The sequence below is a fragment of the Streptomyces sp. NPDC093225 genome (assembly GCF_044753805.1).
In the GTDB taxonomy this organism is placed as follows: Bacteria; Actinomycetota; Actinomycetes; order Streptomycetales; family Streptomycetaceae; genus Streptomyces.
This window is the reverse complement of record NZ_JBIVNX010000002.1, coordinates 20,687-47,280: the sequence shown is the minus strand read 5'-3', so window position 1 is coordinate 47,280 and position 26,594 is coordinate 20,687. Positions and strand designations below refer to the sequence as shown.

The following is a 26,594-nucleotide window of genomic DNA, read 5'->3' as shown; positions in this document are numbered from 1 at the left end:
GGCAAGCGACCGCTTAGTATGCGGTCCGTGCACGGACCGTCGACGGCGGCTGGAGGCCCCCGATGAAGGCATGGCAGGTACACACCCACGGTGAGCCGCGAGCCGTCATGCGGCTCGACGAGGTACCCGAACCCCGGCCCGGCGACGGGGAGGTGCTGCTGCGGGTCCGCGCCGCCGCCGTCAACTTCCCCGACGCGCTCCTGTGCCGCGGCGAGTACCAGATCCGGCCCCCGCTGCCCTTCACCCCGGGCGTCGAGATCTGCGCGGAGACCGAGGACGGGCGCCGGGTCATCGCCAACCCGAGCCTCCCGTACGGCGGTTTCGCCGAGTACGCCGTCGCCCGCGCCGACGCCCTGCTGCCCGCGCCCCCCGTACTGGACGACGCGCAGGCCGCCGCACTCCACATCGGCTACCAGACCGGCTGGTTCGGCCTGCACCGCAGGGCCCGCCTCCAGCCCGGCGAGACGCTCCTGGTGCACGCCGCGGCGGGCGGGGTCGGCAGCGCCGCCGTCCAACTGGGCAAGGCGGCCGGCGCCACGGTCGTCGGCGTCGTGGGCGGCAAGGCCAAGGCCGCGGCCGCCGAGGCGCTGGGTTGCGACCTCGTGATCGACCGGACGGCCGAGGACCTCGTCGCCCGCGTCAAGGAGTTCACCGGCGGCCGCGGCGCCGACGTCGTCTACGACGCGGTCGGCGGGGCCGCGTACACCGCCTCCGCCAAGTGCGTGGCCTTCGAGGGGCGCATCCTGGTCGTCGGCTTCGCCAGCGGGACCGTCCCCGCCCCCGCCCTCAACCACGCGCTCATCAAGAACTACGCGATCGTCGGCCTGCACTGGGGCCTGTACGCGCAACGGGATCCGGCGGCCGTCCTGGCCTGCCACGAGGAGCTGACCCGGCTCGCCGCCGAGGGCGCGATCTCCCCCCTGGTCAGCGAGCGGCTCCCGCTCGACGCGGCCGCCGACGCCGTCCAGCGCGTCGCCGACGGCACCACCACCGGCCGGCTCGCGATCCTCCCCACCGGTGGTGCCCGATGACCACCGCCGCCGAACTGGACGACCGCGTACGGGACCTCCTCGCCGCACACCCCCCGGCCGGGACCGAGCGCACCGCCTTCCTCCGCGCCCGATTCGACGCCGGGCTCGCCTGGGTCCACTACCCCGAGGGCCTCGGCGGCCTCGGCGCCCCCCGCACCCTCCAGGCCGGCGTCGACGCGGCCCTCGAAGCCGCCGGCGCCCCCGACAACGACCCCCGCCGCATCGGCATCGGCCTCGGCATGGCCGCGCCCACGATCCTCGCGTACGGCACCGAGGAGCAGAAGCGGCGCTTCCTGCGCCCGCTGTGGACCGGCGAGGAGGTGTGGTGCCAGCTCTTCAGCGAGCCCGGCGCCGGCTCCGACCTCGCCGCCCTCGGCACCCGCGCCGTCCGCGACGGCGAGGACTGGATCGTCACCGGGCAGAAGGTCTGGACGTCCAGCGCCCACCTCGCCCGCTGGGCCATCCTCGTCGCCCGCACCGACCCCGACCTCCCCAAGCACCGGGGCATCACGTACTTCCTGTGCGACATGACCGACCCCGGTGTGGAGGTCCGCCCGCTCCGGCAGATCACCGGCGAGGCCGAGTTCAACGAGGTGTTCCTCACCGGCGTGCGCATCCCCGACGCCCACCGCCTCGGGGGCGTCGGCCAGGGCTGGGAGGTCGCCCGCACCACCCTGATGAACGAGCGGGTCTCCATCGGCGGCATGCGGCTGCCCCGCGAGGGCGGCATGATCGGCCCGGTCGCCGCCACCTGGCGCGCCCGCCCCGAGCTGCGCACCCACGCCCTCCACCAGCGCCTGCTGGAACTCTGGGTCGAGGCGGAGGTGGCCCGCCTCACCGGCGAACGACTGCGCCAGCAACTGGCCGCCGGCCAGCCGGGCCCCGAGGGCTCCGGCATGAAGCTCGCCTTCGCCCGCCTCAACCAGGAGATCAGCGGCCTGGAGGTGGAACTCCTCGCCGAGGAGGGCCTGGCGTACGACGACTGGACGATGCGCCGCCCCGAACTCGTCGACTTCACCGGCCGCGACGCCGGTTACCGCTACCTGCGCTCCAAGGGGAACTCGATCGAGGGCGGCACCAGCGAGATCCTCCTCAACATCGTCGCCGAACGCGTCCTGGGCCTGCCGCCCGAGCCCCGCGACGACAAGGACCTCCCCTGGAAGGACCTGGCCCGATGACGGACCTGCTCTACTCCGACACCGAGGACGACCTGCGCGCCGCCGTACGGTCCCTGCTCGCCGACCGCACCACCCCCGCCGCCACCCTCGAGCGCGCCGAGGCCGGACACCCGCACGACTCCGCCCTGTGGCGCACCCTCGCCGGCACCGGGGCCGTCGGACTGCTCGTGCCCGAGAAGCTCGGCGGACAGGGCGCGGGACCCCGCGAGGCCGCGGTGGTCCTGGAGGAGCTCGGCCGGGCCGTCGTCCAACTTCCCTACCTCACCTGCGCCGTGCTCGCCGCCGAGACCCTGCTCGGCTGCGACACCGCCCTCCCCGCCGTCTCCCGGCTGCTCGGCGCACTCGCTTCCGGTGCCGCGGTGGCCGTCCCGGCCTGGCCCCTGACGCTGGCTCCGGGCGCGCCGTGGCACCCCACCGTCCGCGACACCGGCGGGGGCCGGGACGCGGGCGCCGGCTCCGGCGGCGGCCGGCTGACCGGGACCGTCACCGCCGTCGCGGACGCCGTCGGCGCGGACGTGCTGCTGGTCCCGGCCGACACCGGGCTCTTCGCCGTCCCGGCCGACCAGGTCCGGATCGGACCGCAGGTCCCGCTCGACCTCACCCGCCCGCTCGCCACCGTCACCCTGGACGGGGCGCAGGGGGAACGGCTCGCGGGCGCCGACACCGCTCCCGCGGTGCTGCAGCGGGCCCTCCTCGCGGGCGCCGGGCTGCTCGCCTCCGAACAGCTCGGTCTCGCCGACCAGTGCCTGACCGAGACCGTCGGGTACGTCCGCACCCGCCACCAGTTCAACCGCCCCGTCGGCTCCTTCCAGGCCCCCAAGCACCGGCTCGCCCAGCTGTGGCTGGCGGTCGCCCAGGCCCGGGCGGCCGCCCGCAACGCCGCCGACACCCTCGCCGCCGGGGCCCCCGGGGAGGTCCCGCTCGCGGTGTCGCTCGCCCAGGCCTACTGCTCGCCGGTGGCCGTCCGGGCCGCCGAGGAGTGCGTACAGCTGCACGGCGGCATCGGCATGACCTGGGAACACCCCGCGCACCTGTACCTGAAGCGGGCCAAGGCCGACTCGCTGGCGCTGGGCACCGGCGGGCACCACCGGGACCGGATCGCGGAACTGGCGGCGCTCCCGGCACCCTGACCGGGGCCGCCCCGCGCCGGCACCCCAGCGGGCGGGCCGTCGCCGGCCCGCCCGCGCAGCCACGATCTTCCACGAGGGCGTGCCCCGGCCCGGCCCGGAGCGTTAGACCGTCAGAGAAGGTTGACGGTCCACGGAGCCGAGGGAGCACACCATGAGCGCCACCAGCCGGAACATCGGCATCGGGCGACCCGCCACCGGGTCCCGCGGCACCGTCGTCGGCCGGCGGTCGGCGCTGCGCGCGGCGTTCACGGCGGCCGTGCTCACCGCCACCGCGGCCGCGCTGGCCCCGCTGGTGCGGGCCGGCCGGTCCGACCGGCGCCGCCCGGCCGAGCCGCCCGTACCGCTCTTCGAGGAGACGTACCGGGGGCGGCACATCGCCGCGGTCCGACTGCCCGTGCGCGGTCCGGACGGCACGCACGCCGGGGGCGCCGCGGGCGCCGTGGACATCCGCATCGACGGCCGGCCGCTGCCCGTGATGCGGCGCGCCGACGGCAGCTGGCTCAGCGGGATCAACCACTACGAGTCCTTCGCGACCCCCCGGGACCTCGCGCGCGCCGCCGTCGACGAGCTCGGCACGGCCCGGCTGGCGGCGAACCCCGCGCACCACGGCTGATCCCCGCAACCAAGGCTGAAAGGGCCCCGACCCCGTGTACACCCGCCAGAACCAGAGGAACCTCACCCGGGCGCAGAAGAAGCGCTTCACGGCCGCGCTGCTCGAGCTCAAGCGCGACGGCACGTACGACGACTTCGTCCGCACGCACAACCGCTGGTTCGTGCCCGACGGCGCGAGCCGGCGGCGCGTGGGCCACATGACCCCCTCGTTCTTCCCCTGGCACCGCTCCTACCTGTTGCAGTTCGAGAAGGCGCTGCGCGCCGTCGACCCCGGCGTCACCCTCCCGTACTGGGACTGGACCACCGACCGCAGCCCCGTCGGCTCCCTGTGGGCCGACGACTTCCTCGGCGGCACCGGCCGGGACGGCGACCGCCAGGTGACCACCGGCCCGTTCGCCTACGACCGCGGCAACTGGGCCGTCACCGTCGGCATGACCGACGGCGTCGCCCTCACCCGCAACCTCGGCCGCCCCGGCCGGCCGATCGAACTGCCCACGGCGGCCGAGCTGGACTGGGCCCTGGACGACCCGGTGTACGACACCGCGCCCTGGGACTCCACCGCCGCCAAGGGCGGCTTCCGCAACAAGCTGGAGGGCTGGGCCGCGCCGCGCAGCGAGCGCTGGCGCAACCACAACAAGGTCCACCAGTGGATCGGCGGCCACATGACGGGCGGCACCGCCCCGAACGACCCGGCGTTCTGGCTCCACCACGCCTTCGTGGACCTCCTCTGGGACCGCTGGCAGCAGCGCCACCCGGACTCGGTGTACCTGCCGGCCCGCAGGCTCGAGCGCGGCGACCCGCAGTACGGGCGGGTGCTCAGCCTGGACGAACCGATGCCGCCGTGGGGCGTCACCCCGCGCGAGATGCTCGGCCACCAGGACACGTACCGGTACGAGTAGCCCCGGCCCCGTCCCGGCCCCGGGACCGGGACGGCAGGCAACGGAACGGGCCCCCACCGCACCACGGTGGGGGCCCGCTTCGCGGGGGGACCGGGATCAGCCGCCGTAGCCGCCCTCGACGTCCTCGTGACCACCACCGTTGACGCAGGTGTTGCCGAAGGCGGGGTTCAGGAGACCGATCACGTTCACGGAGTTGCCGCAGACGTTGACGGGAACGTGGATCGGCACCTGGACGACGTTGCCGGAGCCGACACCGGGGGAACCGACCGCGGCGCCGTGCGCTCCGGAGTCCGCAGCGGCCATGCCCGCGCCGGCGGCCAGAACGGAACCGGCGGCAGCGGTGATGGCCGCCGCCTTCGCGATACGCGACATCGATATCTCCTTGAGATTCTTGAAGCGCCGCAAGATCTGCGGCGATGACATGCCGTACAACGCCGCCGCCGCCCTGTGGTCACGGCCACTGGCCCTACCTGGTGACGGCGAATTCCACGGACCCGAAGCCGGCGGACGTCGGCGCGCTGCCGCCCGCCGGGACCCGGCCCAGGACGGCACCGGTGCAGCCCGGGCCCCGGTACAGCACGGCCTCGCCGGCCGTGTGGTTGACCACGCCCGTGCCGGGCGCGCCCACCGCCTCGACGCAGCCGGCCGGGCGGGTGGCGGCGTGCACCCGGTCGTCGGCGCCGACGTACTGGAACTCCGGACCGGGGGCCGCGGCGGCCGAACCGGCGCCGGCCGCCGCGGCCGCCAGAAGGAGTACCGGCGCCGCCGCGGCCCGGAGAGTGCCGTTGATACGCATGAAAGCCTCGCGGTGTGGGGTCGGGGTGGGGCGGACGCCCCGTCCGGCTCAACCCGTGCCACCGGTGTGGGTCACGCCACGTCACCCTCACGGGCAACCCGACGCGGCATTTCTCCCTCTTCACGTCCGGGCGCCGTCACTCTGCGCCGCGCGAGACGAGAGAGAAGGAACGTGGCACTCACCTCCAAGACCCTGCTCTGCATCCTGATGGCGGGCACCCTCGTGGTGAGCGTCCTGATCCTCTGGCTCTGGCCGCGCGCCGCGCGGCCGGGCCCGGCGGGGTGGGCCGCCCGGCTGGGCATGCTCGCCGTGGCGCAGCTGTGCCTGCTCTCGGTGCTGCTGGTCGCGGCGAACCGTTCCTTCGGCTTCTACTCCTCGTGGGACGAGTTGCTGGGCCGCTCCTCCACCGTCCAGGCGCTGGAGGCGGCGCCCGCGGGCGGGAAGCTGCCGCCGGCCCTCACGGTCAAGGGCCCGCGGTCCATCGGCCTCAAGGGCCCCAGGCAGGTGGCCGGACAGGTCGAGGAGGTGGCGATCAGGGGCCGGCTCACGGGCCTGTCCATGACCGGCTTCGTGTACCTGCCCCCGCAGTACTTCCAGGCCGGGTACCGCACCGAGACGTTCCCGGTCGTGGTCGCGATCACCGGCCAGCCCGGCATATCGAAGAACCTGATCACCCAGCTGAAGGTCCCGCAGGCGGTGTCCGAGGCCGTCATGGACAAGACCATCCGGCCCACCATCTACGTCCTCGTACGGCCCTCCGTCGTGCCCGGCCGGGACACCAACTGCACCGACGTGCCCGGCGGCCCGCAGGCGCTGACCTTCTTCAACCAGGACCTGCCGGCGGCCGTCAGCGAGCACTACCGCACCACCGACACCCCCGGCAGCTGGGGCGCCGTCGGCAACTCCACCGGGGGCTACTGCGCGCTCAAGCTGCCCATGACCAACCCCGCCCGCTACGGGGCCGGGGCCGGCCTGTCGGCCGACTACTTCGCCCGCAAGGACCGCGACACCGGCGACCTCTACGACGGCAGCAAGAAGCTCCAGAACGAGAACGACCTCACCTGGCGCCTGAAGCACCGGCCCGCGCCGCCGGTCTCCCTGCTGGTCAGCTCCAGCAAGCAGGGCGAGCCGAACTACCGGCCCACGCTGGAGTTCGCCGCCGCCGCCAAGGCGCCGACCCGGGTCGCCAAGCTGATCCGCGAGGAGGGCGGGCACAACTTCCAGACCTGGCGCGAGGAGTACCCCGAGGTGATCCGCTGGCTCGACGCGCAGCTCCGCGACCGCACGGCCCCGACCCCGGCCCCCTGACCGCCACCCCCACCGGGCGGGGTCACGCACCCCCTGGGAGGATGGCCGTCCGGCCGCTCCGCCGGCAGGCGGGCGGCGAGGGACGAGGACGAAGGACCCCGGCATGGACACGAGGAACGCGGCCGGCGCCGTCGCCGCCGTGACGGCCACGACCCGGCAGGGCGCGGTCCGCGGCACGCTCGAACACGGCATCGCCGTCTTCCGGGGGATCCCTTACGCCGCCGCGCCCGTCGGCGCCCTGCGGTTCGCCGCCCCCGCCCCGCCCGCACCCTGGGACGGGGTCCGGGACGCCACCGCCTTCGGCCCCACCGCCCCCAAGCCCCCGTACGAGGAGCCCTTCGCCACCCTGCTGGACGACCCCGTCGTCCCCGGCGAGGACTGCCTGAACCTCAACGTGTGGACCCCCGAGCCCGGGCCCGGCGCCCGGCTGCCGGTCATGGTGTGGATCCACGGCGGCGCCCTGACCCGCGGTTCCTCCGCGGTTCCGGTGTACGACGGGTCGGCCTTCGCCCGCGACGGCGTCGTCCTGGTCTCCCTCAACTACCGGCTCGGGGTGGCCGGCTACGGGCTGTTCCCCGACGCCGTGCCCAACCGGGGCCTGCTCGACCAGATCTCCGCGCTGGAGTGGGTCCGGGACAACATCGCCGGCTTCGGCGGAGACCCCGACCGGGTGACCGTCTTCGGTGAGTCCGCGGGCGCCATCAGCACCGGCGTGCTGCTCGCCTCGCCCCGGGCCGCCGGCCTGTTCCGGCAGGCGGTGCTGCAGAGCGGCGCCCCCGAGGCGCTGCCGCGACCGCACGTACGGACGATGGTCCGCCGGATGGCCGCCCGGCTGAAGGTCCCCGCCACCGCGGCCGCCTTCGCCGCACTCCCGCCGCAGGCGCTGCTCGCGGCCCAGACCGTCGTGCAGCGGCGTTCGAGCCCGCTGCTCGGCGGGCCCGCGTTCGGCATCGTCGAGGACGACGACGCGGTCCCCGGGGACCCCCTGGAACGGCTCGTCACCGGGCGGGCGGCCGCCGACGTCCCGCTCCTGATGGGCTGGACGAGCGAGGAGTACCGGCTCTGGCTGGCCCCCACCGGACTGCTCCGCCACATGGACCGCCTCGGCCCCGTGACACTGGCCTTCGGCGCCCTGCGCGGCCGCGCCACATCGGCGGAGATACGTTCCGCCCGTGCGGCCCGCCCCGACGCCGGGGCCGGCGAGGTGGTCGGCCAGCTGCTCACCGACCGCCTCCTGCGCGACCCCCTGCGCCGCCTCGCCGCGGCCCCCCGCCGGGCCACCGCCCATCTCTACGAGTTCGCCTGGCCCTCGGCGGTCCCCGGCCTCGGCAGCTGCCACGCCCTCGAACTCGGCTTCGTCTTCGACACCCTCACCCTGCCCGGCGCCACCTCCCTCACCGGCCCCGGCGCCCCCCAGCCCCTCGCCGACGCCATGCACGCGGCCTGGACCTCCTTCGCCACCACCGGCACTCCCGGGTGGGCCCCCTGGCACCGCTCCGGTTCCCCGCACCGCTTCACCCACCCGGCGTAGCCCGGGAGTGGACCGGGCCGGCCGGAGCGCGGTCAGAGGGTGGCGAGGAAGGACAGGAGGGCCGCGTTGAAGGCGGCCGGCTGCTCCAGGTTCGGGAGGTGCCCGGCGTCGGGGACCACGGCCAGGGTGGAGCCCGGGACCAGGGCGTGGAGGGACGCGGCCTCCGCGACGGGGGTGAAGGTGTCGTCGGCGCCGACGACGACGAGGGTCGCAACGGTGGCCGCGGCCAGGCTCGGACGGTAGTCGGGACGGTCGGCGCGGCCGCGGAGGGCGGCCGCCGCGCCCTCGGGGGCGGTGGCCTTCATCATGCCCAACACGTGCGCGGCGACCTCGGGCAGGCCAGTGACGTGGTAGGGGGCGATCATCTTGTCGATCACCTCGTCCGCGTACCCCAGCATGCCGTGGGTGACGAGCCGTTCCGCCTGACCGTGTCGGACGGCCTTGCCCTCCTCCGTCTCGGGGGCCGGGGAGGTGTCCGAGAGGACGAGGGCGAGCACGCGCTCGGGGTGGAGGCGGTGGAACTCCATGGTGAGCTGGCCGCCCATGGACACGCCGCCCACCACCGCCCCGTCGACCCCCACGTGGTCCAGCAGGGCCGCCAGGTCGGCGGCGAAGACCTCGAACGGCGTGGTCCCGGGCACGACCTCGCTCTCGCCGTAGCCGCGCAGGTCCGGCGTCAGCACCCGGTACCCGGCCGCCGCCAGGGGCGCCGTCTGAGGGGCCCACAGGCTGCGGTCGAAGGGGTGGCCGTGCACGAGCAGCACCGGGGTGCCGTCGGCAGGGCCGAAGTCGTCGTAGCGGAGCCGGACGCCGTTCGAGGTGTAGGTCGTCATGTTGATCATGCTAGGGGCCGGTGGCGCCCGGCGCGCAAGGGCCGGCGTCGGACCAGGGGGACGGCCGGTGGTCAGCCGATCCACGCGGGGGCGAGGGCGGAGTCCATCAGCCGCTTCGCGCTGCCCGAGCCGTCCGCCGGCACCGCGTACAGGTCCGCCCCGAAGTCCCCGGGCAGCGCGTACGCGACGGTGTGCGCGTCGGTCCACACCGCCTGGTCGTCGACGTTGCGGGTCTCGGCGAGCGGCCGGTCGGTCAGGTCGGCCAGGTCCAGCACGTACAGCCGCCACGGGGCGTCGGCGGGCAGCCCCGGCACCCGCTTCTTGAAGGCGATCCGGGTCTCGTCGGGGGACAGGGACGGGCACTCCACGTTGGCGCGCAGGGTGGTGACGGTACGGGTGACCAGGTCGCCCCGGACCAGGTACGTCCGCCCCTTCGTGCCGAGCGTGGCGTAGAAGTGCCGGTCGTCGCGACTGAAGGTGACGCCCCAGAAGTTGACGTCCGCCGCGCGGTACCGTTCGCCGTCCTTGATGACCGTGAAGTCCTCGAGCGTCGGCTCCAGCCTTCCGGTCCGGGTGTCGAGGACCGAGGCGCGGGTGGAGAAGTCCGTACCGGCGTAGCTGTCACCGCCGACGAAGACCGTCCAGGCGACGTACCGGCCGCTGGGGGAGACCCGGGCCCGGGTGGGGATGCCGGCCAGCGGGTGGTGCGACCGTTCCTCGAGGTGCGCGTCCAGCACCACCGCCCGGTAGGTGTCCTGGACCGCGCCTTTGACGGCCTGCAGGCAGACGCCGGTCCCGGCGGCGGCGTGGAAGCGCAGGCAGCGGACGCCGGAGGCGGTCCGCCGGCCGCCGGGCGTCGCGGCGGGTACGGTCGCCAGCTCGTCCCGGCGCGGCCCCCAGGCCATGTTGCGGAACACGATCCGGCGCTGCCCGTCCGCGTCCAGGGAGACCCGGCCGGCCCGTACGTCGGGGCCGCCGGCCCGCGCCCGGTTCCGGTCGTCCGCCCGCTCGCCGGCCCGCCACACCGCGGCCCCGGCGACGCAGCCGAGGGCGAGGACGGCGGCCAGCAGGATCAGCAGCCGGTTGCGGTGGGTCATGCGGGGGCCTTTCCCGGAGCGGCGGGGGCGGGGGCGGTGTCGGCGGGGGTGGGGGAGGGCTCGGGGCCGGCGGGTGCCAGGCGGGCGGCCAGGAGGAGGCACAGGGCCAGTCCGGTCGCCGCGGCGAGCAGCGCCGGGCGTTCGCCCCACGCGGTCCAGGCGGCGCCGAAGGCCAGGGAGCACACGAACCGGGCGAGCGCCTGGCCCGTCTGCACGACGGCCAGTCCGCCCGCGCGCAGCCCCTCCGGCACGACGCCGGCCGCGGCCGCCATCAGCACGCCGTCGGTGGCGGCGTAGAACAGGCCGTGCAGGAGCAGGACGGCGTACGGGAGCCCGGGGCCGCGCCAGCCGGAGAGCAGCAGCCCGTACGCCAGCAGCAGCGCGACGTGGCCGCCGAGGAACACCCGCCACTGCCCGATCCGGTCGGCGAGCCGGCCCAGCGGGAGGGCCAGCAGGAAGAACGCCCCCGCGGTGCCGAGCGGCAGCAGGGCGAACCAGCGGTCGGCGAGGCCGGTGCGGTGCTGGAGCAGCAGGAAGACGAAGGCGTCGCTGACCGTGGTGAGGCCCAGCAGCAGGGCACAGAGGCTGATCCGGCGCAGGTCGCGGTGGCGCAGCAGCCCGAAGGAGGCCCGCAGCGAGGCCCGTTCACCCGCCGGCGGGTGCGCCGGGGCGCCGGCGGCCGTGGCCGCGGCGGCGCGGCCGGGCACGAACAGGACGAGGACCAGTACCCCGAGCGCGGCCACGCAGGCGCTGACCGTGAACACGGCGTCGTACCCCTCGGCCGCCCGGCGCAGGATCACGAAGGCCACCAGCGGGCCGATCATGGCGCCCGCGGTGTCCATGGCGCGGTGCACGCCGAAGGCCCGGCCGCGTTCGGCGGGTTCGCTGGCCAAGGAGATGAGCGCGTCCCGGGGCGCGGTGCGCAGGCCCTTGCCGGTCCGGTCGAGGGCCAGCACGGCACCGATCCCGGGCAGCGTGTGCACGAGCAGGAGCAGCGGCTTGGCGAGGGCGGAGAGCCCGTAGCCGAGGCCGGCGACGGCCTTGTGGCCGCCGGAGCGGTCGGCCAGGTGGCCGCCGGTGAGCCGGACGAGGGCGCTGACCCCGTTGTAGAGGCCGTCGAGCAGGCCGAACCCGAGCGGGGAGAGGCCGAGCCCGGCGACGAGGTAGAGCGGCAGCACGGCCGTCACCATCTCCGAGGAGACGTCGGTGACGAGGGAGACCGTGCCGAGGGCGAGCACCGTGGGGGCGACGGCGGCGCGCCGCCCGGGGCGGGAGTCCCGGGCGGCGGCCGTCGGCGTCGTCACGGGCTGCGCGGGGGTGCCGCGGCTGTCCGCAACGTACATGGTCAGGAGGCCCAGATCCCCGTGATGTCGGTGGCGGTGGCGGCGTTGCCGGCGTGGGCCGTCAGACCCGCCAGGCCCTCGACGGTGCGCAGCACGTCGTAGTGGTTGTAGGTGGTCGAGGTGGTCGACCCCGGAGTCACCGGCTGGCCGTACAGGACGGTCGGGATGCGGTTGCCGGCCAGGCGGTTGTCCTCGTCGAACGTGACGATCAGCAGGCTGTTGTGGGTCTTGGCCCAGTCCGCGTACGCCTTGAGGTTGTTCTTCACCCAGGTGTCACCGGTGCCGACCGAGCAGTCGTGCATGTCGTTGCACAGGTCCGGCACGACGAAGGAGACCTTCGGCAGGGTGGTGAAGTCGGTCGGGAACTGGCCCATCGTCTTCGCGGTGCTGGTGGGCACGTTGGAGAACGCGAACCAGGGGTTGTGCTTGCGGGCGTAGCGGCCGCTGGAGCAGGTGGTGGAACCCTGGCTGGGCAGGCCCTCGTTGTAGCTGCCCCAGCTCTTGCCGGCGGCGATCAGCTCGGAGGCCAGGTTGGCGGCGGAGCTGAAGCCGGGGGTGTAGCAGCTGTCGCCGGTCACGCCCTGGTTGCTGCCGGAGAACAGCTGGAGGTAGTTGGGCTGGCTCGGGTGGGTGATGCCGTACGACTGCGAGAGGCTGGCACCGCCCGTCCTGAGCGAGTTGATGTACGGGGCGCTCGAGCTGCCGATCACCTGGCTGTAGGCGTGGTTCTCGAACACGGCGACCACGATGTGGTCGGGCTGGGGCAGGGCCGCGGCGTGTGCGTCCTGCGTGCCGCCCAGGCCGGTCCAGATCCCCGCGGCGGCGAGGCTGAGGCCGAAGGCCGAGGCGAGGGCGGTGACACTGCGGCGGGGCCGGGAGAGCGATATGCCGAACACGGCATGACCTCCGTCAGACATGGTGTGGGGTTGGCGGCGCGACGCAAAGGTAGGGGCGTCGGGTCCCCCGGTCGGCGCGGTACGGGTGAAGATCAGGAAAACGGTCGGTGCGGGTCCGATGGGGACGGGGCCGGCCCGCGTGCCGCCGGCACCGTACCGGCCGCCGTGCGCGCAGGCCAGAGACCTGCCATGCCTCCTGGGAATGGCTCGGTGGGCCCCGGTGATTGGGCCGTGCGGGCGTCATATCCGGCAGTCGTCCCACGATGTGGCGGGGCATCGGGCCGGAGCGCGTCCGTTCCGGCCCGGCGGCCGACGTGACACGCGCAGCACACCTCCGGGTCGCCCGTGCGCAACCCACCGCCGGCGGCGGTGGGGGCGGGGCGGGGCGCGGCCGTGCGACGCCGCGGAAGTGATCGTTCCGTCCCACGCGCCCGCCGCCATGCGCAAGCCACTACCAGGTCAAGAAACGGTAAAGGAAGCAACGTGCCCGGTCGGATTGTCATCTTCACGGCCGAATGACAGTTCGCCCCCGAGGGGCATCACCAGTCGGAGCATCGCGATGTCCTACGGACCCAACGGGTCGAACACCCCCGCCCAGGGCCACGGCGGCCAGGGGAACCCCGAGGGGTACCCGGAGCACGGCGACCGCCCGCCCCACCAGGCTCCCGGCCGGGCGTACGGGCAGCAGCCCCCCGGCGGCCAGGGGTACCCGGGGCACGCGTACGAAGGGCAGGCGTACGAAGGCGGGCCCCAGGGCGCGCCCGCGTACGGTGCCCGGCCGCACGGCGGCCCGGGCCACGGGCAGCAGCCGTACGGCGACCAGGGCACGATGCACCTCCGCGGCGTCGGTCAGGGCCCGGGCGGCCCCGGCGCCGCGCCCGCGGCCGCCGACCAGGGGACGATGCACCTGCGCGCCGGCGACCACGGCCAGGCCCAGGGCTACGCCCAGCGGCCCCACCCCGGTACCCCGCAGCAGGCCCCGCACGGCACCGTGGCCCCCCGCGCCTACCCCGGGTACGCCGCGCCGCAGGCCCCGTACGAGGGTCAGGCCCCCTACGGGTCCCCGGCCGCCCACGAGGCCCGGGCGCCCTACGGCGCGCAGGCCCCGGCACAGGACCCCGCGCAGGCCCCGTACGAGCCCCCCTTCACCTACGACCAGGGCCGCCCCTACCACCGCCCCGCGCCCGACCGGGCGGCTCCCGAAGGCCCGCACGGCCACGCGGCCGACGGGTACGACCGGGGGCGTCCGTACGACGCCGACAGCGCGTACGACGCCGGTCGCGGCCACGACGACGACCGCGGGTACGACCACGAGCCGCCCCGCCGCCGCTCCCGCGCCCGCCGCTGGCTGATCGGCTCCACCGTGGTCGCGGTGCTCGGCATCGGTGCCTGGCAGACCATGAGCTACTACGAGATACCCCCCTTCACCGACAAGGGCGACCCGGTCTCCTTCGACCAGACGCCCTCCGGGGGCGACTCCGGCTCCGACTCCGGCGGCACGTCCCGGGCCAAGCCCGCCGACTCCAAGACCCTCATGCCGACCGGCCCGAAGGCCGCGTTCAAGGTCGCCAACACCCTCGACGACGGCACGAAGATCGGCGTGGTGACGTACGACGGCAAGAAGTCGGGCTTCACCGGCAAGGTCTGGGTCTGGGCCCCCAAGGAGTACTCGGACCCGAAGTACGCCAAGAGCGGCTTCCCGGTGCTGATCGCGCTGCCGGGCGGCGCCGGCTACCCCATGAACTACTGGATGGGCACCGACCTCAAGCTCCAGTCGAGCATCACGCAGTGGTACCAGGAGGGCAAGAGCAAGCCCTTCCTGCTGGCGATGCCCGTGCAGAACCCGCAGCCGGACACCGACGGCACCTACTGGGACGGCAGCGACATCCCCGGCCAGCCCAAGATGGGCACCTGGCTGACGGAGGACGTACCGGAGCTGATGAAGGAGAACTTCCGCACCATCAAGTCCCGGGACGGCTGGGCGTTCATGGGCTCCTCCACCGGCGGGTTCAACGGCCTCAAGGCCGTGCTGCAGAAGCCCGACAGGTTCAAGGCCGTGGTCGCCTCCGGCCCGGACGTCGTACCGGACTCGCGGCTGTGGAAGGGCCACGAGAAGGAGAAGCAGGAGAACAACCCGCAGGTGCTCGCGCAGCGCCTGATCGACCGCAAGGGACCGGACGTCTACCTCGCCTTCCAGGTCGGCACGAACGAGAGCAACCCCAGGACCCTGCCCGACGTACAGAAGTTCATCGCCACGTACGGCAAGGGCCCGATCCACACCAGCCTGCGGATCATCCAGGGCGGCAGGCACAACGCGGCGACCTACGTGCCCAACATGGGCGAGGGCCCCATCCAGTTCATCAGCGAGCACATGGAGGGCCCCACGCCCTCCTCGTGACCCCCCCGGACCGCCGCCGCGCCCGCCGCCCGCCTCCCTCCCCCCGGAGCGCGGCGGGCGCGGCGGCCCGCACCACCCGCACCGAGGGGTCGGGAAGGGATCCGCACGGCCCCCGGACTGTCCGAGAACGGACGTTCGATCCTATGATCGGCTGCCATGACGGAATCCGGTTCCTGGTCGGTCGCGGGCGTCGACCTGCACGTCGACCTCGACGCGGCCGGCGGCCGCCGGGCGGCCCTCGAACACGGACTGCGCGACGCCATCCGCACCGGCCGACTGCTCTCCCGCGCCCGGTTGCCCTCCACCCGCCGCCTCGCCGCCGAACTCGGCCTCTCCCGCGGCACCGTGCAGGCCGCCTACGACCAGCTGACCGCCGAGGGCTACCTGACGGCCCGGCGCGGCGCCGGCACGGTCGTCGCCGCCCCGCTCGCCGGGACCGGCGGGTCGCCCGCCGCGGAGGACCGCGGCCCGACGACCCCCGCCCACGACCTGCGCCCCGGCAGCCCCGACGTCGCCACCTTCCCGGTGGCCGCCTGGCTGCGCGCCGTCCGCCGGTCGCTGGGCTCCGCCGCCCCCGAGACGTACGGCTACGGCGACCCGCGCGGCCGCATCGAACTGCGCACCGCCCTCACCGAGTACCTCGGCCGCACCCGGGGCGTGGTTGCCCACCCCGGGCGGATCGTCGTCACCTCCGGCTACGTCCAGGCGCTGGCCCTGCTCGCCCGCCTGGTGGCGGAGCGGGGCGGCCGGACCGTCGCCATGGAGGACCCGGGCCTCGGCTTCCACCGGGAGGTGGTGCGGCGCCGCGGCCTGGAGGTCGTACCGCTGCCCGTCGACGGGCGCGGCGCACGCTGCGCGGAGCTCGGCGCGGCCGACGCGGCCGTGGTCACCCCGGCCCACCAGTACCCGACCGGCGTGCCGCTGCACCCGGCCCGGCGGCGCGAGCTCACCGAGTGGGCCGGGGCCCGCGGGGCCCTGGTGGTCGAGGACGACTACGACGGCGAGTTCCGGTACGACCGCCAGCCGATCGGCGCCCTCCAGGGCACCGCGCCCGCGCAGGTGGCCTACCTGGGCACGGTCTCGAAGTCCCTGGCCCCGGCCCTGCGGCTGGCCTGGATCGTGCTGCCCGAGGAGCTCGTCGACCCCGTCGTCGACCTGAAGCTGCACAGCGACCACCACACCGAGACCCTCGGTCAGCTCGCCCTCGCCGAGATGATCACCGGTCACGCGTACGACCGCCACATCCGGGCCGTCCGGATGCGCTACCGGCGCCGCCGTGACCAGCTCGTGGCCCGGCTGGGCCCCGCCGGCCGCGTCCAGGGCATCGCGGCCGGCCTGCACGCCCTCGTGACGCTCCCCGAGGGCGGCCCGGTGGAGGCGGACCTGCACGCCCGGGCCGCGGCGGCGGGCCTCGCGCTCGGCTGGCTCGACGACCACTGGCAGGCCCCGTACGCGACCGCCCCGGACCGTCGCCAGGGCCTGGTCGTCGGCTACGGCACCCCGCGCGAACGCGACTGGCCGGCGGCCCTCGACGCGCTCGCGAACCTGCTCGACGGGGCCCGGTAGCGAAGCGGGGGCGGCCCTGCGGGGCGCCGGTTCGGGCGGGAAGTGGACCAGTCGTACGGGTCGTGAATGGTCCTGGGGCCCGGGCCACCTGGTCCGTAGGGTCGAAGTACCGGTCGAGCGGGGGCGGTTGGCGCCCGCCGCCGGCGCCGCCGGCACCCCCCGCCCGGTGGCCCCGCCCGCCCCGCTGCTCCGGAGACGTCCCGATGAGGATCCTGCCCGCGCCCGGCCCCGCCCGGCTGCTGATCGCCGCCCAGCTGGGCAGTTCCGTCGGCGACGGGGCGTACTACGTGACGTCCGCCCTCTACTTCACGACCGTCGTCGGCCTGTCGCCCGCGCAGATCGGACTGGGCCTGACCCTCGGCTGGGCCGTCGGCTCGCTGGCCGGGGTCCCGCTCGGCGCCCTCGCCGACCGGCGCGGACCGCGCGGCACCGCGGTGCTGCTGGCCCTGGCCACCGCCGCGGCCGTGGGGTCATTCCCGTTCGCCCGCTCGTACGCCGCGTTCGCCGCGGCCGCCGTGGCGTACGCGACCGCCCAGTGCGGCCTGGCCGCGGCCCGGCAGGCCCTGCTGGCCGCGCTGGTGGAGCGGGCCGGACGGACCGGCGTACTGGCCCGGTTGCAGGCGGCCGGGAACGCGGGGCTGGCCGTGGGCGCGGCCCTCGGCGGACTGGCGCTGCACGCGGGCACCCGCGGGGCGTACCTGGCGGTGTTCGCGCTGGACGCGCTGGCGTTCCTGCTGTGCGCGCTGCTGCTGCACCGGCTGCCGGTCGCGCCGGCCGGCGGAGCGCCGACCGTCGGCCCGGTGCGGACCGCGTCCGGGGTGCGGACCGCGGCCGGAGCACCGGCCGGACCGCGGCTCGCGGTGCTCCGGGACCGCCCGTACGCGGTGCTGACCCTGCTCAACGCGGTGCTCCTGCTGCGGATGCCGCTGCTCAGCCTCGCGCTGCCGCTGTGGATCGTCCGGCGCACCGACGCCCCCGGCTGGCTGGTCTCGGGGCTGTTCGTGCTCAACACCGCGGCGGTGACGCTCTTCCAGGTGCGCACGGCCCGCGCGGTGACCGGCCGGGCCACCGCGGTCCGGGCGGTGCGGAGCTCGGGCCGGCTCATGCTGGCCGCCTGCCTGGTGTACGCCGTCTCGGCCGCGGGGCTGCCGGGCTGGGGCGCGGCGGCCGTGCTGGTCGCCGGCTCCGTGCTCCACGTGCTCGGCGAGATGCGCCACTCCGCGGGCTCGTGGCAGCTCGGCTTCGACCTCGCGCCGGCCGACCGGATGGGTCAGTACCAGGGCTTCTTCGGCACCGGCCTCGCGCTGGCGCGCACCCTCGGGCCGCTGCTGCTGACCTCCCTGCTGCTGGTGTGGGGGATCCCGGGCTGGGTGCTCCTCGGCGGCGTCTTCGCCGCGGCCGCCTGGGCCGTGGGCCCGGTCGGTCGCTGGGCCGCCCGGACCCGCCCGACCCCCGCCGCCGGCGCGTCGGCGACCGCTTCCGCAACGGCCTCCGGGTCCGCCGGGCACCCTGGCGGTGCCGCGGCGGCCCGGGGCGGGCCCGCGACCGCCGCCGCGTCGGCCTGACCGGCCGGCGGCCCGACCGGCCGGGGCCGGCCGGCTTCACCGGGGGTCGACGCCGCCGGGCGGGGGGCCGGTGAACGCGCCGGCCCGGGCGGCGAGGGCGGCGGCGCGGGCGGCCCGGGCCGGCAGGGCCGGGTCGGGGTCCGTGCCCAGCAGCACCAGCTCGTGGAAGAGGGGTGCGGTCGCGGCGACCAGCAGCGGGCGGGGCACCGTGCCCGGCGGCACCTCGCCGCGGGCCCCGGCCCGTTCGACGACCTCGGCCGAACGCTCGTACCGGCCCGCCCAGAAGGCCCGCAGCGCGCGGGCCGCCTCCGCGGAGCGGAACGACGCCGCGACGAGGGCCGTGGTCAGCGAGGGTTCGGCGACGACGGCCTCGAGGATCTCCTGGTTCATGGCCGTCAGATCGCCTTCGAGGGAACCGGTGTCGGCCGGCCGCCAGGCGTCGTCGGCCGCCGAGTCCAGCAGGTCGGCCAGCAGGCCGCCGACGTCCCGCCAGCGCCGGTAGACCGTGGTGCGGTGCACCCCGGCCCGCTCGGCCACCGCGTCCACGGTGAGCGCGTCGTACCCGTGCTCGACCAGCTGGAGCCCGGCGGCCTCCAGGACCTGGGCGCGCACCCGCGCGCTCCGCCCGCCGGGCCGGGAGCCGGCCGCCGCGGAGGCCTCGGCGGCCGGCTTCTGGATCTTGTTCGGGAAACCCCTTGCGGGGGGAGTGGGAGCCATGTGAACATCTTAACGCAACAGCAGTCGCTTTAAGGAGTCCGCCTCGCACCGCACCGACCCGCACCACCCCAGTCGCACCACCCAGCTGAGCCTGCGCGCCGTGTCCAAGGCCCACGGCGGCCGGATCGTCCTCGACGGCGTGACCTGCTCGTTCGCCGCGGGTGAGCGGACCGGGATCGTCGGGGAGAACGGATCCGGGAAGACCACCCTCCTCCGCCTCCTCGCCGGGCTCGACCACCCCGACCGGGGCGACGTCACCGTGACCGCCCCCGGCGGCCTCGGCCTGCTCGCCCAGGAGGAGCCGCTGCCCGGCCACCTCACCGTCCAGGACGTCGTCGACCGCGCCCTCGCCGACCTGCGCGGCATGGAGGCCCGGCTGGGCGAACTCGAACGCGCCGTGGCGGGCGGCGACGAGCACGTCCTCACCGAGTACGGCGACCTCCTCACGGCGTTCGCGCTGCGCGGCGGGTACGACGCCGACGCCCGCCTCGAACGCGGCCTGCACGGTCTCGGCCTGGCCCGACTGGCGCGCGGTCGGCACGTCGGCGGGCTCTCCGGCGGTGAGCGGGTCCGGCTGCGCCTGGCCGCCCTGCTGGCCGCCGACCCCGAGGTGCTGCTGCTCGACGAGCCCACCAACCACCTCGACGACGACGCCCTGACCTGGCTGGAGGAACACCTGCGCGGCCGGACCGGCACCACCGTCGCCGTCTCCCACGACCGCGTCTTCCTCGACCGGGTCGCCACGACCCTCGTGGAGGTGGACGGCGACGCGCACCGGGTGACCCGTTACGGCAGCGGCTACGCCGGCTACCTCGCCGAGCGCGCCGCCGAACGGCGGCGCCGGGTCCAGGCGCACGCCGACTGGAGCGCGGAAACGGCCCGGCTGCGCGAGGTCGCCGCGACCACCGCCCGCCGGGTGGCCCCCGGCCGCGCGAGGAAGGACGGGAACAAGATGGCCTACGACCGCGCCGCCGGCCGGGTCCAGCAGTCCCTGGCCGGCCGCGTCCGCAACGCCGAGGAGCGGCTGCGCCGCCTCCTCGACGCGCCGGTGCCCGCGCCGCCGGAGCCGTTGCGCTTCACCCCCGTGCTGCCCGCGCCCGGCGGTATCCCGGCCGGCGACCGGAAGGCTCCGCTGGTGGCGGCCGAAGGGGTCGCCGTCGCCGGCCGGCTGGCGCCGGTGGGCCTCGCGCTCGGGGCGGGCGACCGGCTGCTGGTGACCGGCGGCAACGGCGCCGGCAAGAGCACCCTGCTGCGGGTGCTGGCCGGCGAACTCGTCCCCGACGAGGGGCGGATCGTACGCCGCGGCCGCCTCGGGCACCTGGCCCAGCAGCCCGACGTCGGCCCGCCCGGCCGGACCGTCCGGGAGGCGTTCGGAGCGGCTGGTACCGAACGCCTGCTCGCCCTCGGGCTGTTCGCCCGGGACCGGCTGGACGTCCGGATCGGCGACCTGTCCACCGGTCAACGGCAGCGACTGGCGCTGGCGCAACTGGTCTCCGAGCCGGCCGACGTCCTGCTGCTCGACGAGCCCACCAACCACCTCTCCCTCGCCCTGGGCGAGGAGCTGGAAGCCGCGCTCGACACCCACCCCGGGGCCGTGGTCGTCGTCAGCCACGACCGGCGGCTGCGCGAGCGCTGGCGCGGCGCCGTCCTCGACCTGGCCCCGGCCCGCGCCGCCGCCCCGGCATCCGCCGCCGTGTCCGCCCCCGCATCCGCCCTTGCCCCCGTCCTCGCCCCCGTCCTCGAAGGAGCCCCGTGACCGACGCGACCCCCACCACGCCGTCCGCCCGGCCCGTCCAGGTGACCACCGTGCCCGTCGGTGACGCCGCGGCCGGCCCCTACGGCATCACCACCGGCCCGGACGGGGCCCTGTGGTCCACCCTCGTCCACGCCGGCGCCGTCGCCCGCCTCGGCCCCGACGGCGCCGTCGACCGCTTCGACCTGGACGCGCCCGACTGCGGCCCCTCCGTCATCACCGCCGGCCCGGACGGCGCCCTGTGGTTCACGCGCCTCAAGGACCACCGGATCGGCCGCATCAGCACGGACGGACGGTCCCGCAGCTTCGACCTGCCCGGGTCCGGCAGCGGCCCCTTCGGGATCGCGGCGGGGCCGGACGGCGCCCTGTGGTTCACCCAGATGCACGCCGACGCGATCGGCCGGATCACGACGGACGGCCGGGTGACCGCGTTCCCCTTGCCCGTCGCCGGTGCCTTCCCCTCGTTCATCACGGCCGGCCCCGACGGGGCCCTGTGGTTCACGCTGAACCAGGCCGACGCCGTCGGACGGATCACCACCGAGGGCGCGATCGACCTGTACGAGCTGCCCACCGCGGGCGCGGCTCCCGTCGGCATCACCGCCGGACCGGACGGCGCCCTGTGGTTCGTCGAGATCGGCGCGGGGCGGATCGGGCGGATCACGACCGGGGGAGAGGTCTCCGAGTTCCCGCTCCCGGACCCCGCCGCCCGGCCCCACGCCATCGCCCCGGGCCCCGACGGCCGTTGCTGGTACACGGAATGGGGCACCGGCCGGGTGGGCGCCGTCACGGTGGACGGTGCCGTCACGACGTACGACCTCCCGCTCGCCGACGCCGAGCCGCACGGTATCGCCGCGGGCCCGGACGGCGCGGTCTACGCCGCCCTGGAGATCGGCCACCTCGCCCGCCTCGTGCCGGCCGCGCCCACGACGTGACCGTGACGGGCGGCGATGCCGATCGCGGACCGACCGCGAGGGCGAGGGCGAGGGCGCGGGCCGGGGTGCCCGTCCCCGGCCCCGCTACGCCGGCGGCGGCACGGCCTTCTCGGCCGCCCGGCTGACCCGCTCCCAGCCCGCCCAGGTCGCCTTGCGGCGCTCGGCGATGTCGAAGGCGAGGTCGTACACCATGCTCCCGAGGAGCAGTCGCAGCGGCGGCTCCTCGGCGTCGACCAGCGCGAGCACGGCCTCGGCGGCCAGCCGCGGCTCGCTGTCGACCGAGCCCTCGGCCCACTGCCGCTCCAGTTCGGCCCGGAGCGGGGCGTAGGGCTCCAGCGGGGTGGTCGTGCGCATCGACGTGTAGAGGTCGGTCCAGTAGCCGCCCGGCTGGACGATGCTGACCTTGACGCCGAACGCGGCTCCCTCCATCGCCAGGGCCTCGCTCATGCCCTCCAGGGCGAACTTGCTCGCGCTGTAGAGGCCGGTCGAGGGGAAGCCCGCCAGCCCGCCGATGCTGGAGATCTGCACGACGTGGCCGCCGCCCTGGGCGCGCAGTACGGGCATCGCCGCCTGGCTGACCCACAGCGCGCCGAAGAAGTTCACCTCCATCTGTGCGCGCGCCTCCGCCTCCGTGAACTCCTCGACCATGCCGGACGCGAGCGTGCCGGCGTTGTTGACCACGACGTCGAGCCGGCCGAAGTGCTCGGCGGCCGCGGCGACCGCCGCGAACGCGGCGGCGCGGTCGGTGACGTCCGCGGTCAGCGGCAGGACGCGGCCGGGGTGGGCCGCGGCCAGTTCGTCGAGCGCGGCGGTCGTGCGGGCGACGGCCGCGACCCGGTCGCCGGCGGCGAGCGCCGCCTCGGCGAACGCGCGTCCCAGGCCCCGGCTGGCCCCGGTGACGAACCAGGTACGAGATCCGCGCGTGGCGGGCTCGGCAGTGGCAGCGGCAGCGGTGGTCGTGGTCGAGGGTGCGGTGGTGGTCATGTGGATCCCCCTTCGTGAAGCAAAAGAGACGAGACGATCCGTCTCGCAGCGACGAGCGTCATCGTGCCACGGCGTTCCGCGTCCCGCAAGACGGACCGTCTCGTCTCTGGTGTTGGTAGGGTGCCCGCATGACGACGCCGCAGCCCAAGGCCCCGAACGCCGCCCGGCGCAGCCAGGCCTCCCGCCGGGCGATCCTGACCGCCGCCTTCGACCTCGCGGGAGAGCTCGGCTACGCCAAGCTCAGCATCGAGGCCATCGCCGCCCGCGCCGGCGTGGGCAAGCAGACCATCTACCGCTGGTGGCCCAGCAAGGGCGCGGTGCTCTTCGACGCGTTCCTCATGCTCAGCGAGGGCGGGGAGGGGGAGGCGGAGACCGCCGGCCTCCCGGACACCGGGGACCTGGCGGCCGACCTCAAGACCGTCCTGCGCGCGACGCTGGCCGAGCTCGCCGACCCCCGCATCGCCGAGCCCATGCGCGCGCTCACCATCGAGGTGGCGGGCGACCCCGAACTGGCCGCCCGGTACGCCGAGAGCCTCGACGAGCCCGTCCGCGAGATCAAGCGCCGCCGCCTGCGGGCCGCCCGCGACGCCGGCCAACTCGCCGCCGACGTCGACCTCGACGTCGCCATCGACGGCATCTGGGGCCCGCTGCTGAACCGCTGGCTGCTGCGTACCGGACCGTTGAACCCCGAGTACACCGACGCCCTGGTCGACACCGCGCTCCGCGGCCTGCGCCCCGCCTGACCCCGCCCCCGCGGCGTGTGCGGCCCGGCGCCGCCGGGTACGCGCGAGGGGTGACCCGGGGGGCCCGCGCTGCGGAAGGAAGCGAGACCATGGACGTCGAAACGCCGGTGCGGGCCTCCGCCGCCGGCACCGCGGGACTGCCGCGCGGCCGGGGTGCGCTCTCGGGCGCCGTACGGACCGCACTGCTCGCCGAGGGGCCCCGCGCGCTGCCCGCCGGGGCCGAGGTGGCGGCCGCGGACCCGTACGGCGAGGACCTCCAGCTTGCCCTCCACCTGTGCTACGAGCCGCACTACCGAGGCTTCCCCGGGGTGGCGGACGGCGTGGAGTGGGACCCCGGGCTGCTCGGTTTCCGGCTGCTGCTCGAACGCCGCTTCCTCGACGCCCTGCGCGCCGACGTCCGGGCCGACGACCGGGTCGACCGGGCCCTGCGCGAGGTCCTGTCCGAACCCGCCGACGCGTACGGCGTCTCGCACTACCTGCGCGACGAGGGCGGGTCGACCCAGCTGCGCGAGTACGCCGCCCTGCGCTCGGTGCACCAGCTCCGGGAGTCCGACCCGTACGCCTGGGTCCTGCCGCGGCTGCGCGGGCGCGCCAAGGCCGGCATGGCGGCGGTGCTGTACGACGAGTTCGGCGGCGGCCGTGCCGAGCGCGTCCACGCCGAGCTGTGGGCCGGCCTGATGACCGACCTCGGGCTCGACCCCTCCTACGGCCGCTACGTCCCCGCGGCGGGCGCGGCCACCCTCGCCGCCTCGAACCTCATGTCCCTCTTCGGCCTGCACCGGTCGCTGCGCGGCGCGCTGGTCGGCCACGTCGCGACCGTGGAGGTCACCTCCTCGCCGGCCGCGGCCCGGATGGTCGTGGCCCTGCGGCGGGCCGGTGCCGGGCCCGCGGCCCTGCTGTTCTACGAGGAGCACGTCGAGGCCGACGCGGTGCACGAGCAGCTCGTACGGCGCGAGGTGGTCGGCGGACTCCTCGCCGAGGAACCGGAGTTGGAGGCGGACGTGGCCTTCGGCATCGCCGCCACCGTCCGGCTGGCGGAGTGGGAGGCCGACCGGCTGCTCACCGCCTGGAGGTCGGGCCGCTCGGGGCTGCGGGTGCCGCTGGAGGGGTGACGCGCCGGAGGAGCCGGAGCCGGCGCGGGATCGCCGCCCCCCGCCGAGCCCGCCCCCCGCCGCGTCCCGACCGCCGCGTCCCGGCGGAGTGGGGCGACCACCACGTGGTGGTCGCCCACTCCGCCGGATCCCGGCCGCCGCCGGTGGGACGGGCGCGGTCAGCGGCGGACCCGGCCGCGGTGGCTCGTGTCGCAGAACGGGTAGCGCAGGCTGCGCCGGCAGGCGCACAGCGCCACGACGGGCCGGTCGGAGCGGCGTACCGTGCCGTCCGGCAGGACGACCTCCACCGGGCCCTCGATGAGCACCGGCCCGCCGAGGACCGCGGTCGCCCGCGGGACGGGGGCCGATCGGGAGGGGGGTTCGGGGACCTCGCCGCCGCTGCCGCGCCGGTGGTCGCCAGGACTCCCGCGCCGGGTGTCGCCCCGACTCCCGTCCTCGGCCCCGGACCGGCCGTCGGCCCCGTCGCGGGGCCCGTCCTGCGGAAGGTCCGGTCGGCGTTCGGCTTCGGCGCACACGGCAGGTCACCGTCCTCGGTCGTACGTGTCGTCCCCGGCGCCTGCCCGGTTCCGGTCCCGCCATGCACGCCCCGGCCGGGCCGGAGCCCGGTTCTGCGGGCGCGCGCAGGGTAGACGCGGGCCATGACCAGTGCCCTGCCGCAGCCCCCCGAGGTCCCGGTGCCGACCATGGGCGTGGAGGAGGAGTTCTTCCTCGTCGATCCCCGCACCCGGGCACCCGTACCGCGCGCCCCCGACGTGATCCGGGCCCTGGAGCCCACCCTCGGAGAGCAGGTCCAGGCCGAGTTCTACCGCTGCCAACTGGAGCTGTGCACCACGCCCACCGCCTCGCGCACCGACCTGCGCGACCAGCTGACCGCACTGCGCGCCGCCGGCGTCGACGCGGCCCGCGCCGCCGGCTGCCGGCTCGTGGCCTCCGGCACGGCCGTCGTCCCGCCGACCGCACCGGTCCCGGTCACCGACACCCCCCGCTACCGGCGGATGGCCCGCCGGTTCCGGCGGCTCGTGGACGGACGCCTCGGGATCGTCTGCGGCTGCCACGTGCACGTCGGCACCGCCGACCGCGCCCAGGCCCTGGCCCTGGCGAACCTGCTGCGCCCCGAACTCCCCGCCCTCCAGGCCCTGCTGTCCAACTCCCCGTACGACGCCGGCCGGGAGAGCGGGATCGCGGGCCGGCGCTCGGTCGTGTTCGGGCGCTGGCCGACGGTCGGACCGCCGCCGCTGCTCGACGTCGGCGCGTACGAGCACACCGCGGCGGCGCTGGTCGCCTCGGGGACCGTGATGGACCGGCGGATGATCTACTGGTTCGCCCGGCCCTCCGAACACGTGCCGACCCTCGAGGTCCGGGTCGCGGACGCCAACGCCGACGTCGACATGACGGTGCTGCTCGCCCTGCTCGTGCGCGGCCTGTGCCTGACGGCGCTGCTGGACGGGACGGAGGCCGCGGCGCAGCCGCCCGTCACCGAGGAGCGGCTGCTCCGGGCCCACCGGTACGCCGCCCGGTACGGGCTGCGCGGCGAGGCGCTGGACCCGCACACCGGCGCGCGGATGCCGGCGGCCGAACGCGTCGCGGACCTGTTCCGGCGCGCCGCCCCGGGACTGGTCGCCGCGGGCGACCTCGACGAAGCCGGCCGGCTGCTGGACCGGGCGTTGGACCGGGGCGACGGCGCGGCGCGCCAGCGGGCCGTCTACCGGTGCCGCCACCGCCTGCGCGAGGTCGTCGACGCGCTCGTGGTCGCGACCGCCGCCGCCTGAAGGCATGCCGGGGCCGGGACCGGGTAACGGCGCGGCACCGGCCCTCGACCACGAAACGGAGGAGACCGTGCCCAGAGGATCCAGCCCCAAGCGGGAACGCCAGTACGAGCACATCAAAGAGAGCGCGATGGACCGCGGCGAGAGCAGGAAGCGCGCCGAGGAGATCGCCGCCCGGACGGTGAACAAGGAACGGGCCCGCTCCGGCGAGTCCGAGACCGCGAGCAAGACCTCCCTCCAGGACATGTCCTCCTCCGAACGGGGCGGACAGCGCTCGCACAGCGGCGCCGGGGGGCCCACGTACGACCAGCTCTACGAGGAGGCCAAGCGGCGCAACCTGCACGGCCGCTCGCAGATGAACAAGGCCGAGCTGAAGCAGAAGCTCGGCAAGTGACCGGCTCCGG

General features: G+C 75.8%; 25 protein-coding genes. 16 read left to right on the top strand and 9 right to left on the bottom strand.

Features of this window, described 5'->3' with window-relative positions:
• The first annotated feature begins 62 nt into the window (after nucleotides 1-62).
• The 5 genes from ACIQCH_RS02255 to ACIQCH_RS02235 all read left to right on the top strand — a co-directional run bounded on the left by ACIQCH_RS02255 (nucleotide 63) and on the right by ACIQCH_RS02235 (nucleotide 4,850).
• Nucleotides 63-1,031: an NADPH:quinone oxidoreductase family protein gene (locus ACIQCH_RS02255; protein ID WP_402577002.1), complete on the top strand. Its 969-nt coding sequence runs from the start codon at nucleotides 63-65 to the stop codon at nucleotides 1,029-1,031.
• On the top strand, nucleotides 1,028-2,209 hold the full coding sequence (locus ACIQCH_RS02250; RefSeq protein ID WP_402577000.1) for an acyl-CoA dehydrogenase family protein: 1,182 nt from the start codon (nucleotides 1,028-1,030) through the stop codon (nucleotides 2,207-2,209). Before ACIQCH_RS02255 ends, ACIQCH_RS02250 begins: the two co-directional genes overlap by 4 nt.
• The gene (locus ACIQCH_RS02245) at nucleotides 2,206-3,339 is read left to right on the top strand and encodes an acyl-CoA dehydrogenase family protein (RefSeq protein ID WP_402576998.1); all 1,134 of its coding nucleotides are present in this window, start codon (nucleotides 2,206-2,208) and stop codon (nucleotides 3,337-3,339) included. The genes ACIQCH_RS02250 and ACIQCH_RS02245 overlap by 4 nt, the downstream gene beginning before the upstream one ends.
• A 151-nt stretch (nucleotides 3,340-3,490) precedes the next feature.
• Entirely contained in the window at nucleotides 3,491-3,952 is a 462-nt protein-coding gene (locus ACIQCH_RS02240; RefSeq protein WP_402576996.1) for a tyrosinase family oxidase copper chaperone, read from the top strand.
• A 34-nt stretch (nucleotides 3,953-3,986) separates the two neighbouring features.
• Nucleotides 3,987-4,850 carry a tyrosinase family protein gene (locus ACIQCH_RS02235; protein ID WP_402576994.1) on the top strand — a complete coding sequence of 288 codons (864 nt, stop codon included), beginning with the start codon at nucleotides 3,987-3,989 and terminating at the stop codon, nucleotides 4,848-4,850.
• A 96-nt stretch (nucleotides 4,851-4,946) separates the two neighbouring features.
• On the opposite strand, the gene ACIQCH_RS02230 is transcribed toward ACIQCH_RS02235, so the two are convergent.
• Nucleotides 4,947-5,222: a chaplin gene (locus ACIQCH_RS02230; RefSeq protein ID WP_402576992.1), complete on the bottom strand. Its 276-nt coding sequence runs from the start codon at nucleotides 5,220-5,222 to the stop codon at nucleotides 4,947-4,949.
• A 94-nt stretch (nucleotides 5,223-5,316) separates the two neighbouring features.
• Nucleotides 5,317-5,646: a hypothetical protein gene (locus tag ACIQCH_RS02225; RefSeq protein ID WP_402576990.1), complete on the bottom strand. Its 330-nt coding sequence runs from the start codon at nucleotides 5,644-5,646 to the stop codon at nucleotides 5,317-5,319.
• A 171-nt stretch (nucleotides 5,647-5,817) separates the two neighbouring features.
• Here ACIQCH_RS02225 and ACIQCH_RS02220 point away from each other — a divergent pair, with 171 nt between their 5' ends.
• Together ACIQCH_RS02220 and ACIQCH_RS02215 are read left to right on the top strand one after the other, a co-directional pair.
• A complete protein-coding gene (locus ACIQCH_RS02220) occupies nucleotides 5,818-6,954 on the top strand; it encodes an alpha/beta hydrolase (RefSeq protein ID WP_402576988.1) in 1,137 nt (378 codons plus the stop codon).
• Between the two features lie 103 nt (nucleotides 6,955-7,057).
• Nucleotides 7,058-8,485: a carboxylesterase/lipase family protein gene (locus ACIQCH_RS02215; RefSeq protein WP_402576986.1), complete on the top strand. Its 1,428-nt coding sequence runs from the start codon at nucleotides 7,058-7,060 to the stop codon at nucleotides 8,483-8,485.
• Nucleotides 8,486-8,517: 32 nt separating this feature from the next.
• On the opposite strand, the gene ACIQCH_RS02210 is transcribed toward ACIQCH_RS02215, so the two are convergent.
• From ACIQCH_RS02210 to ACIQCH_RS02195, 4 genes are all read right to left on the bottom strand, one after another.
• Nucleotides 8,518-9,318 (bottom strand): alpha/beta fold hydrolase, encoded by an 801-nt coding sequence (locus tag ACIQCH_RS02210; protein WP_402576984.1) that lies wholly within the window; start codon nucleotides 9,316-9,318, stop codon nucleotides 8,518-8,520.
• 71 nt (nucleotides 9,319-9,389) lie between these two features.
• Nucleotides 9,390-10,415: a TolB family protein gene (locus ACIQCH_RS02205; RefSeq protein WP_402576983.1), complete on the bottom strand. Its 1,026-nt coding sequence runs from the start codon at nucleotides 10,413-10,415 to the stop codon at nucleotides 9,390-9,392.
• Entirely contained in the window at nucleotides 10,412-11,758 is a 1,347-nt protein-coding gene (locus ACIQCH_RS02200; protein ID WP_402576981.1) for an MFS transporter, read from the bottom strand. The genes ACIQCH_RS02205 and ACIQCH_RS02200 overlap by 4 nt, the downstream gene beginning before the upstream one ends.
• Before the next feature lie 2 nt (nucleotides 11,759-11,760).
• Nucleotides 11,761-12,654: an alkaline phosphatase family protein gene (locus ACIQCH_RS02195; RefSeq protein ID WP_402576979.1), complete on the bottom strand. Its 894-nt coding sequence runs from the start codon at nucleotides 12,652-12,654 to the stop codon at nucleotides 11,761-11,763.
• A 559-nt stretch (nucleotides 12,655-13,213) separates the two neighbouring features.
• Between ACIQCH_RS02195 and ACIQCH_RS02190 the strand changes: the two genes are divergently transcribed.
• From ACIQCH_RS02190 to ACIQCH_RS02180, 3 genes are all read left to right on the top strand, one after another.
• Nucleotides 13,214-15,052, top strand: a complete 1,839-nt coding sequence (locus ACIQCH_RS02190; protein ID WP_402576977.1) for an alpha/beta hydrolase-fold protein — start codon at nucleotides 13,214-13,216, stop codon at nucleotides 15,050-15,052.
• A gap of 156 nt (nucleotides 15,053-15,208) precedes the next feature.
• On the top strand, nucleotides 15,209-16,618 hold the full coding sequence (locus ACIQCH_RS02185; RefSeq protein WP_402576975.1) for a PLP-dependent aminotransferase family protein: 1,410 nt from the start codon (nucleotides 15,209-15,211) through the stop codon (nucleotides 16,616-16,618).
• A 203-nt stretch (nucleotides 16,619-16,821) separates the two neighbouring features.
• Nucleotides 16,822-18,183, top strand: a complete 1,362-nt coding sequence (locus ACIQCH_RS02180; RefSeq protein WP_402576973.1) for an MFS transporter — start codon at nucleotides 16,822-16,824, stop codon at nucleotides 18,181-18,183.
• Nucleotides 18,184-18,219: 36 nt separating this feature from the next.
• Here the strand turns inward: ACIQCH_RS02180 and ACIQCH_RS02175 are convergent, their stop codons facing one another.
• Nucleotides 18,220-18,900, bottom strand: coding sequence for a TetR/AcrR family transcriptional regulator (locus ACIQCH_RS02175; protein ID WP_402576971.1), 681 nt, complete (start codon nucleotides 18,898-18,900; stop codon nucleotides 18,220-18,222).
• Nucleotides 18,901-18,991: 91 nt separating this feature from the next.
• Between ACIQCH_RS02175 and ACIQCH_RS02170 the strand changes: the two genes are divergently transcribed.
• Both ACIQCH_RS02170 and ACIQCH_RS02165 read left to right on the top strand, forming a co-directional pair.
• The gene (locus ACIQCH_RS02170; RefSeq protein WP_402577636.1) at nucleotides 18,992-20,656 is read left to right on the top strand and encodes an ABC-F family ATP-binding cassette domain-containing protein; all 1,665 of its coding nucleotides are present in this window, start codon (nucleotides 18,992-18,994) and stop codon (nucleotides 20,654-20,656) included.
• The gene (locus tag ACIQCH_RS02165) at nucleotides 20,653-21,585 is read left to right on the top strand and encodes a virginiamycin B lyase (protein WP_402576969.1); all 933 of its coding nucleotides are present in this window, start codon (nucleotides 20,653-20,655) and stop codon (nucleotides 21,583-21,585) included. Before ACIQCH_RS02170 ends, ACIQCH_RS02165 begins: the two co-directional genes overlap by 4 nt.
• 84 nt (nucleotides 21,586-21,669) lie before the next feature.
• On the opposite strand, the gene ACIQCH_RS02160 is transcribed toward ACIQCH_RS02165, so the two are convergent.
• Nucleotides 21,670-22,569 (bottom strand): SDR family NAD(P)-dependent oxidoreductase, encoded by a 900-nt coding sequence (locus ACIQCH_RS02160; protein ID WP_402576967.1) that lies wholly within the window; start codon nucleotides 22,567-22,569, stop codon nucleotides 21,670-21,672.
• A gap of 128 nt (nucleotides 22,570-22,697) precedes the next feature.
• On the opposite strand from ACIQCH_RS02160, the gene ACIQCH_RS02155 reads away from it, so the two are divergent.
• Both ACIQCH_RS02155 and ACIQCH_RS02150 read left to right on the top strand, forming a co-directional pair.
• Nucleotides 22,698-23,312 carry a TetR/AcrR family transcriptional regulator gene (locus ACIQCH_RS02155; RefSeq protein ID WP_402576965.1) on the top strand — a complete coding sequence of 205 codons (615 nt, stop codon included), beginning with the start codon at nucleotides 22,698-22,700 and terminating at the stop codon, nucleotides 23,310-23,312.
• A gap of 89 nt (nucleotides 23,313-23,401) precedes the next feature.
• A complete protein-coding gene (locus tag ACIQCH_RS02150) occupies nucleotides 23,402-24,424 on the top strand; it encodes an iron-containing redox enzyme family protein (RefSeq protein WP_402576963.1) in 1,023 nt (340 codons plus the stop codon).
• 158 nt (nucleotides 24,425-24,582) lie between these two features.
• On the opposite strand, the gene ACIQCH_RS02145 is transcribed toward ACIQCH_RS02150, so the two are convergent.
• On the bottom strand, nucleotides 24,583-24,939 hold the full coding sequence (locus tag ACIQCH_RS02145; protein WP_402576961.1) for a CDGSH iron-sulfur domain-containing protein: 357 nt from the start codon (nucleotides 24,937-24,939) through the stop codon (nucleotides 24,583-24,585).
• A gap of 123 nt (nucleotides 24,940-25,062) precedes the next feature.
• Here ACIQCH_RS02145 and ACIQCH_RS02140 point away from each other — a divergent pair, with 123 nt between their 5' ends.
• Both ACIQCH_RS02140 and ACIQCH_RS02135 read left to right on the top strand, forming a co-directional pair.
• Entirely contained in the window at nucleotides 25,063-26,193 is a 1,131-nt protein-coding gene (locus ACIQCH_RS02140) for a glutamate--cysteine ligase (RefSeq protein WP_402576959.1), read from the top strand.
• Between the two features lie 67 nt (nucleotides 26,194-26,260).
• Complete coding sequence (locus tag ACIQCH_RS02135; protein WP_402576957.1) at nucleotides 26,261-26,584, top strand: plasmid stabilization protein; 324 nt, start codon at nucleotides 26,261-26,263, stop codon at nucleotides 26,582-26,584.
• The last annotated feature ends 10 nt before the right edge of the window (nucleotides 26,585-26,594 follow it).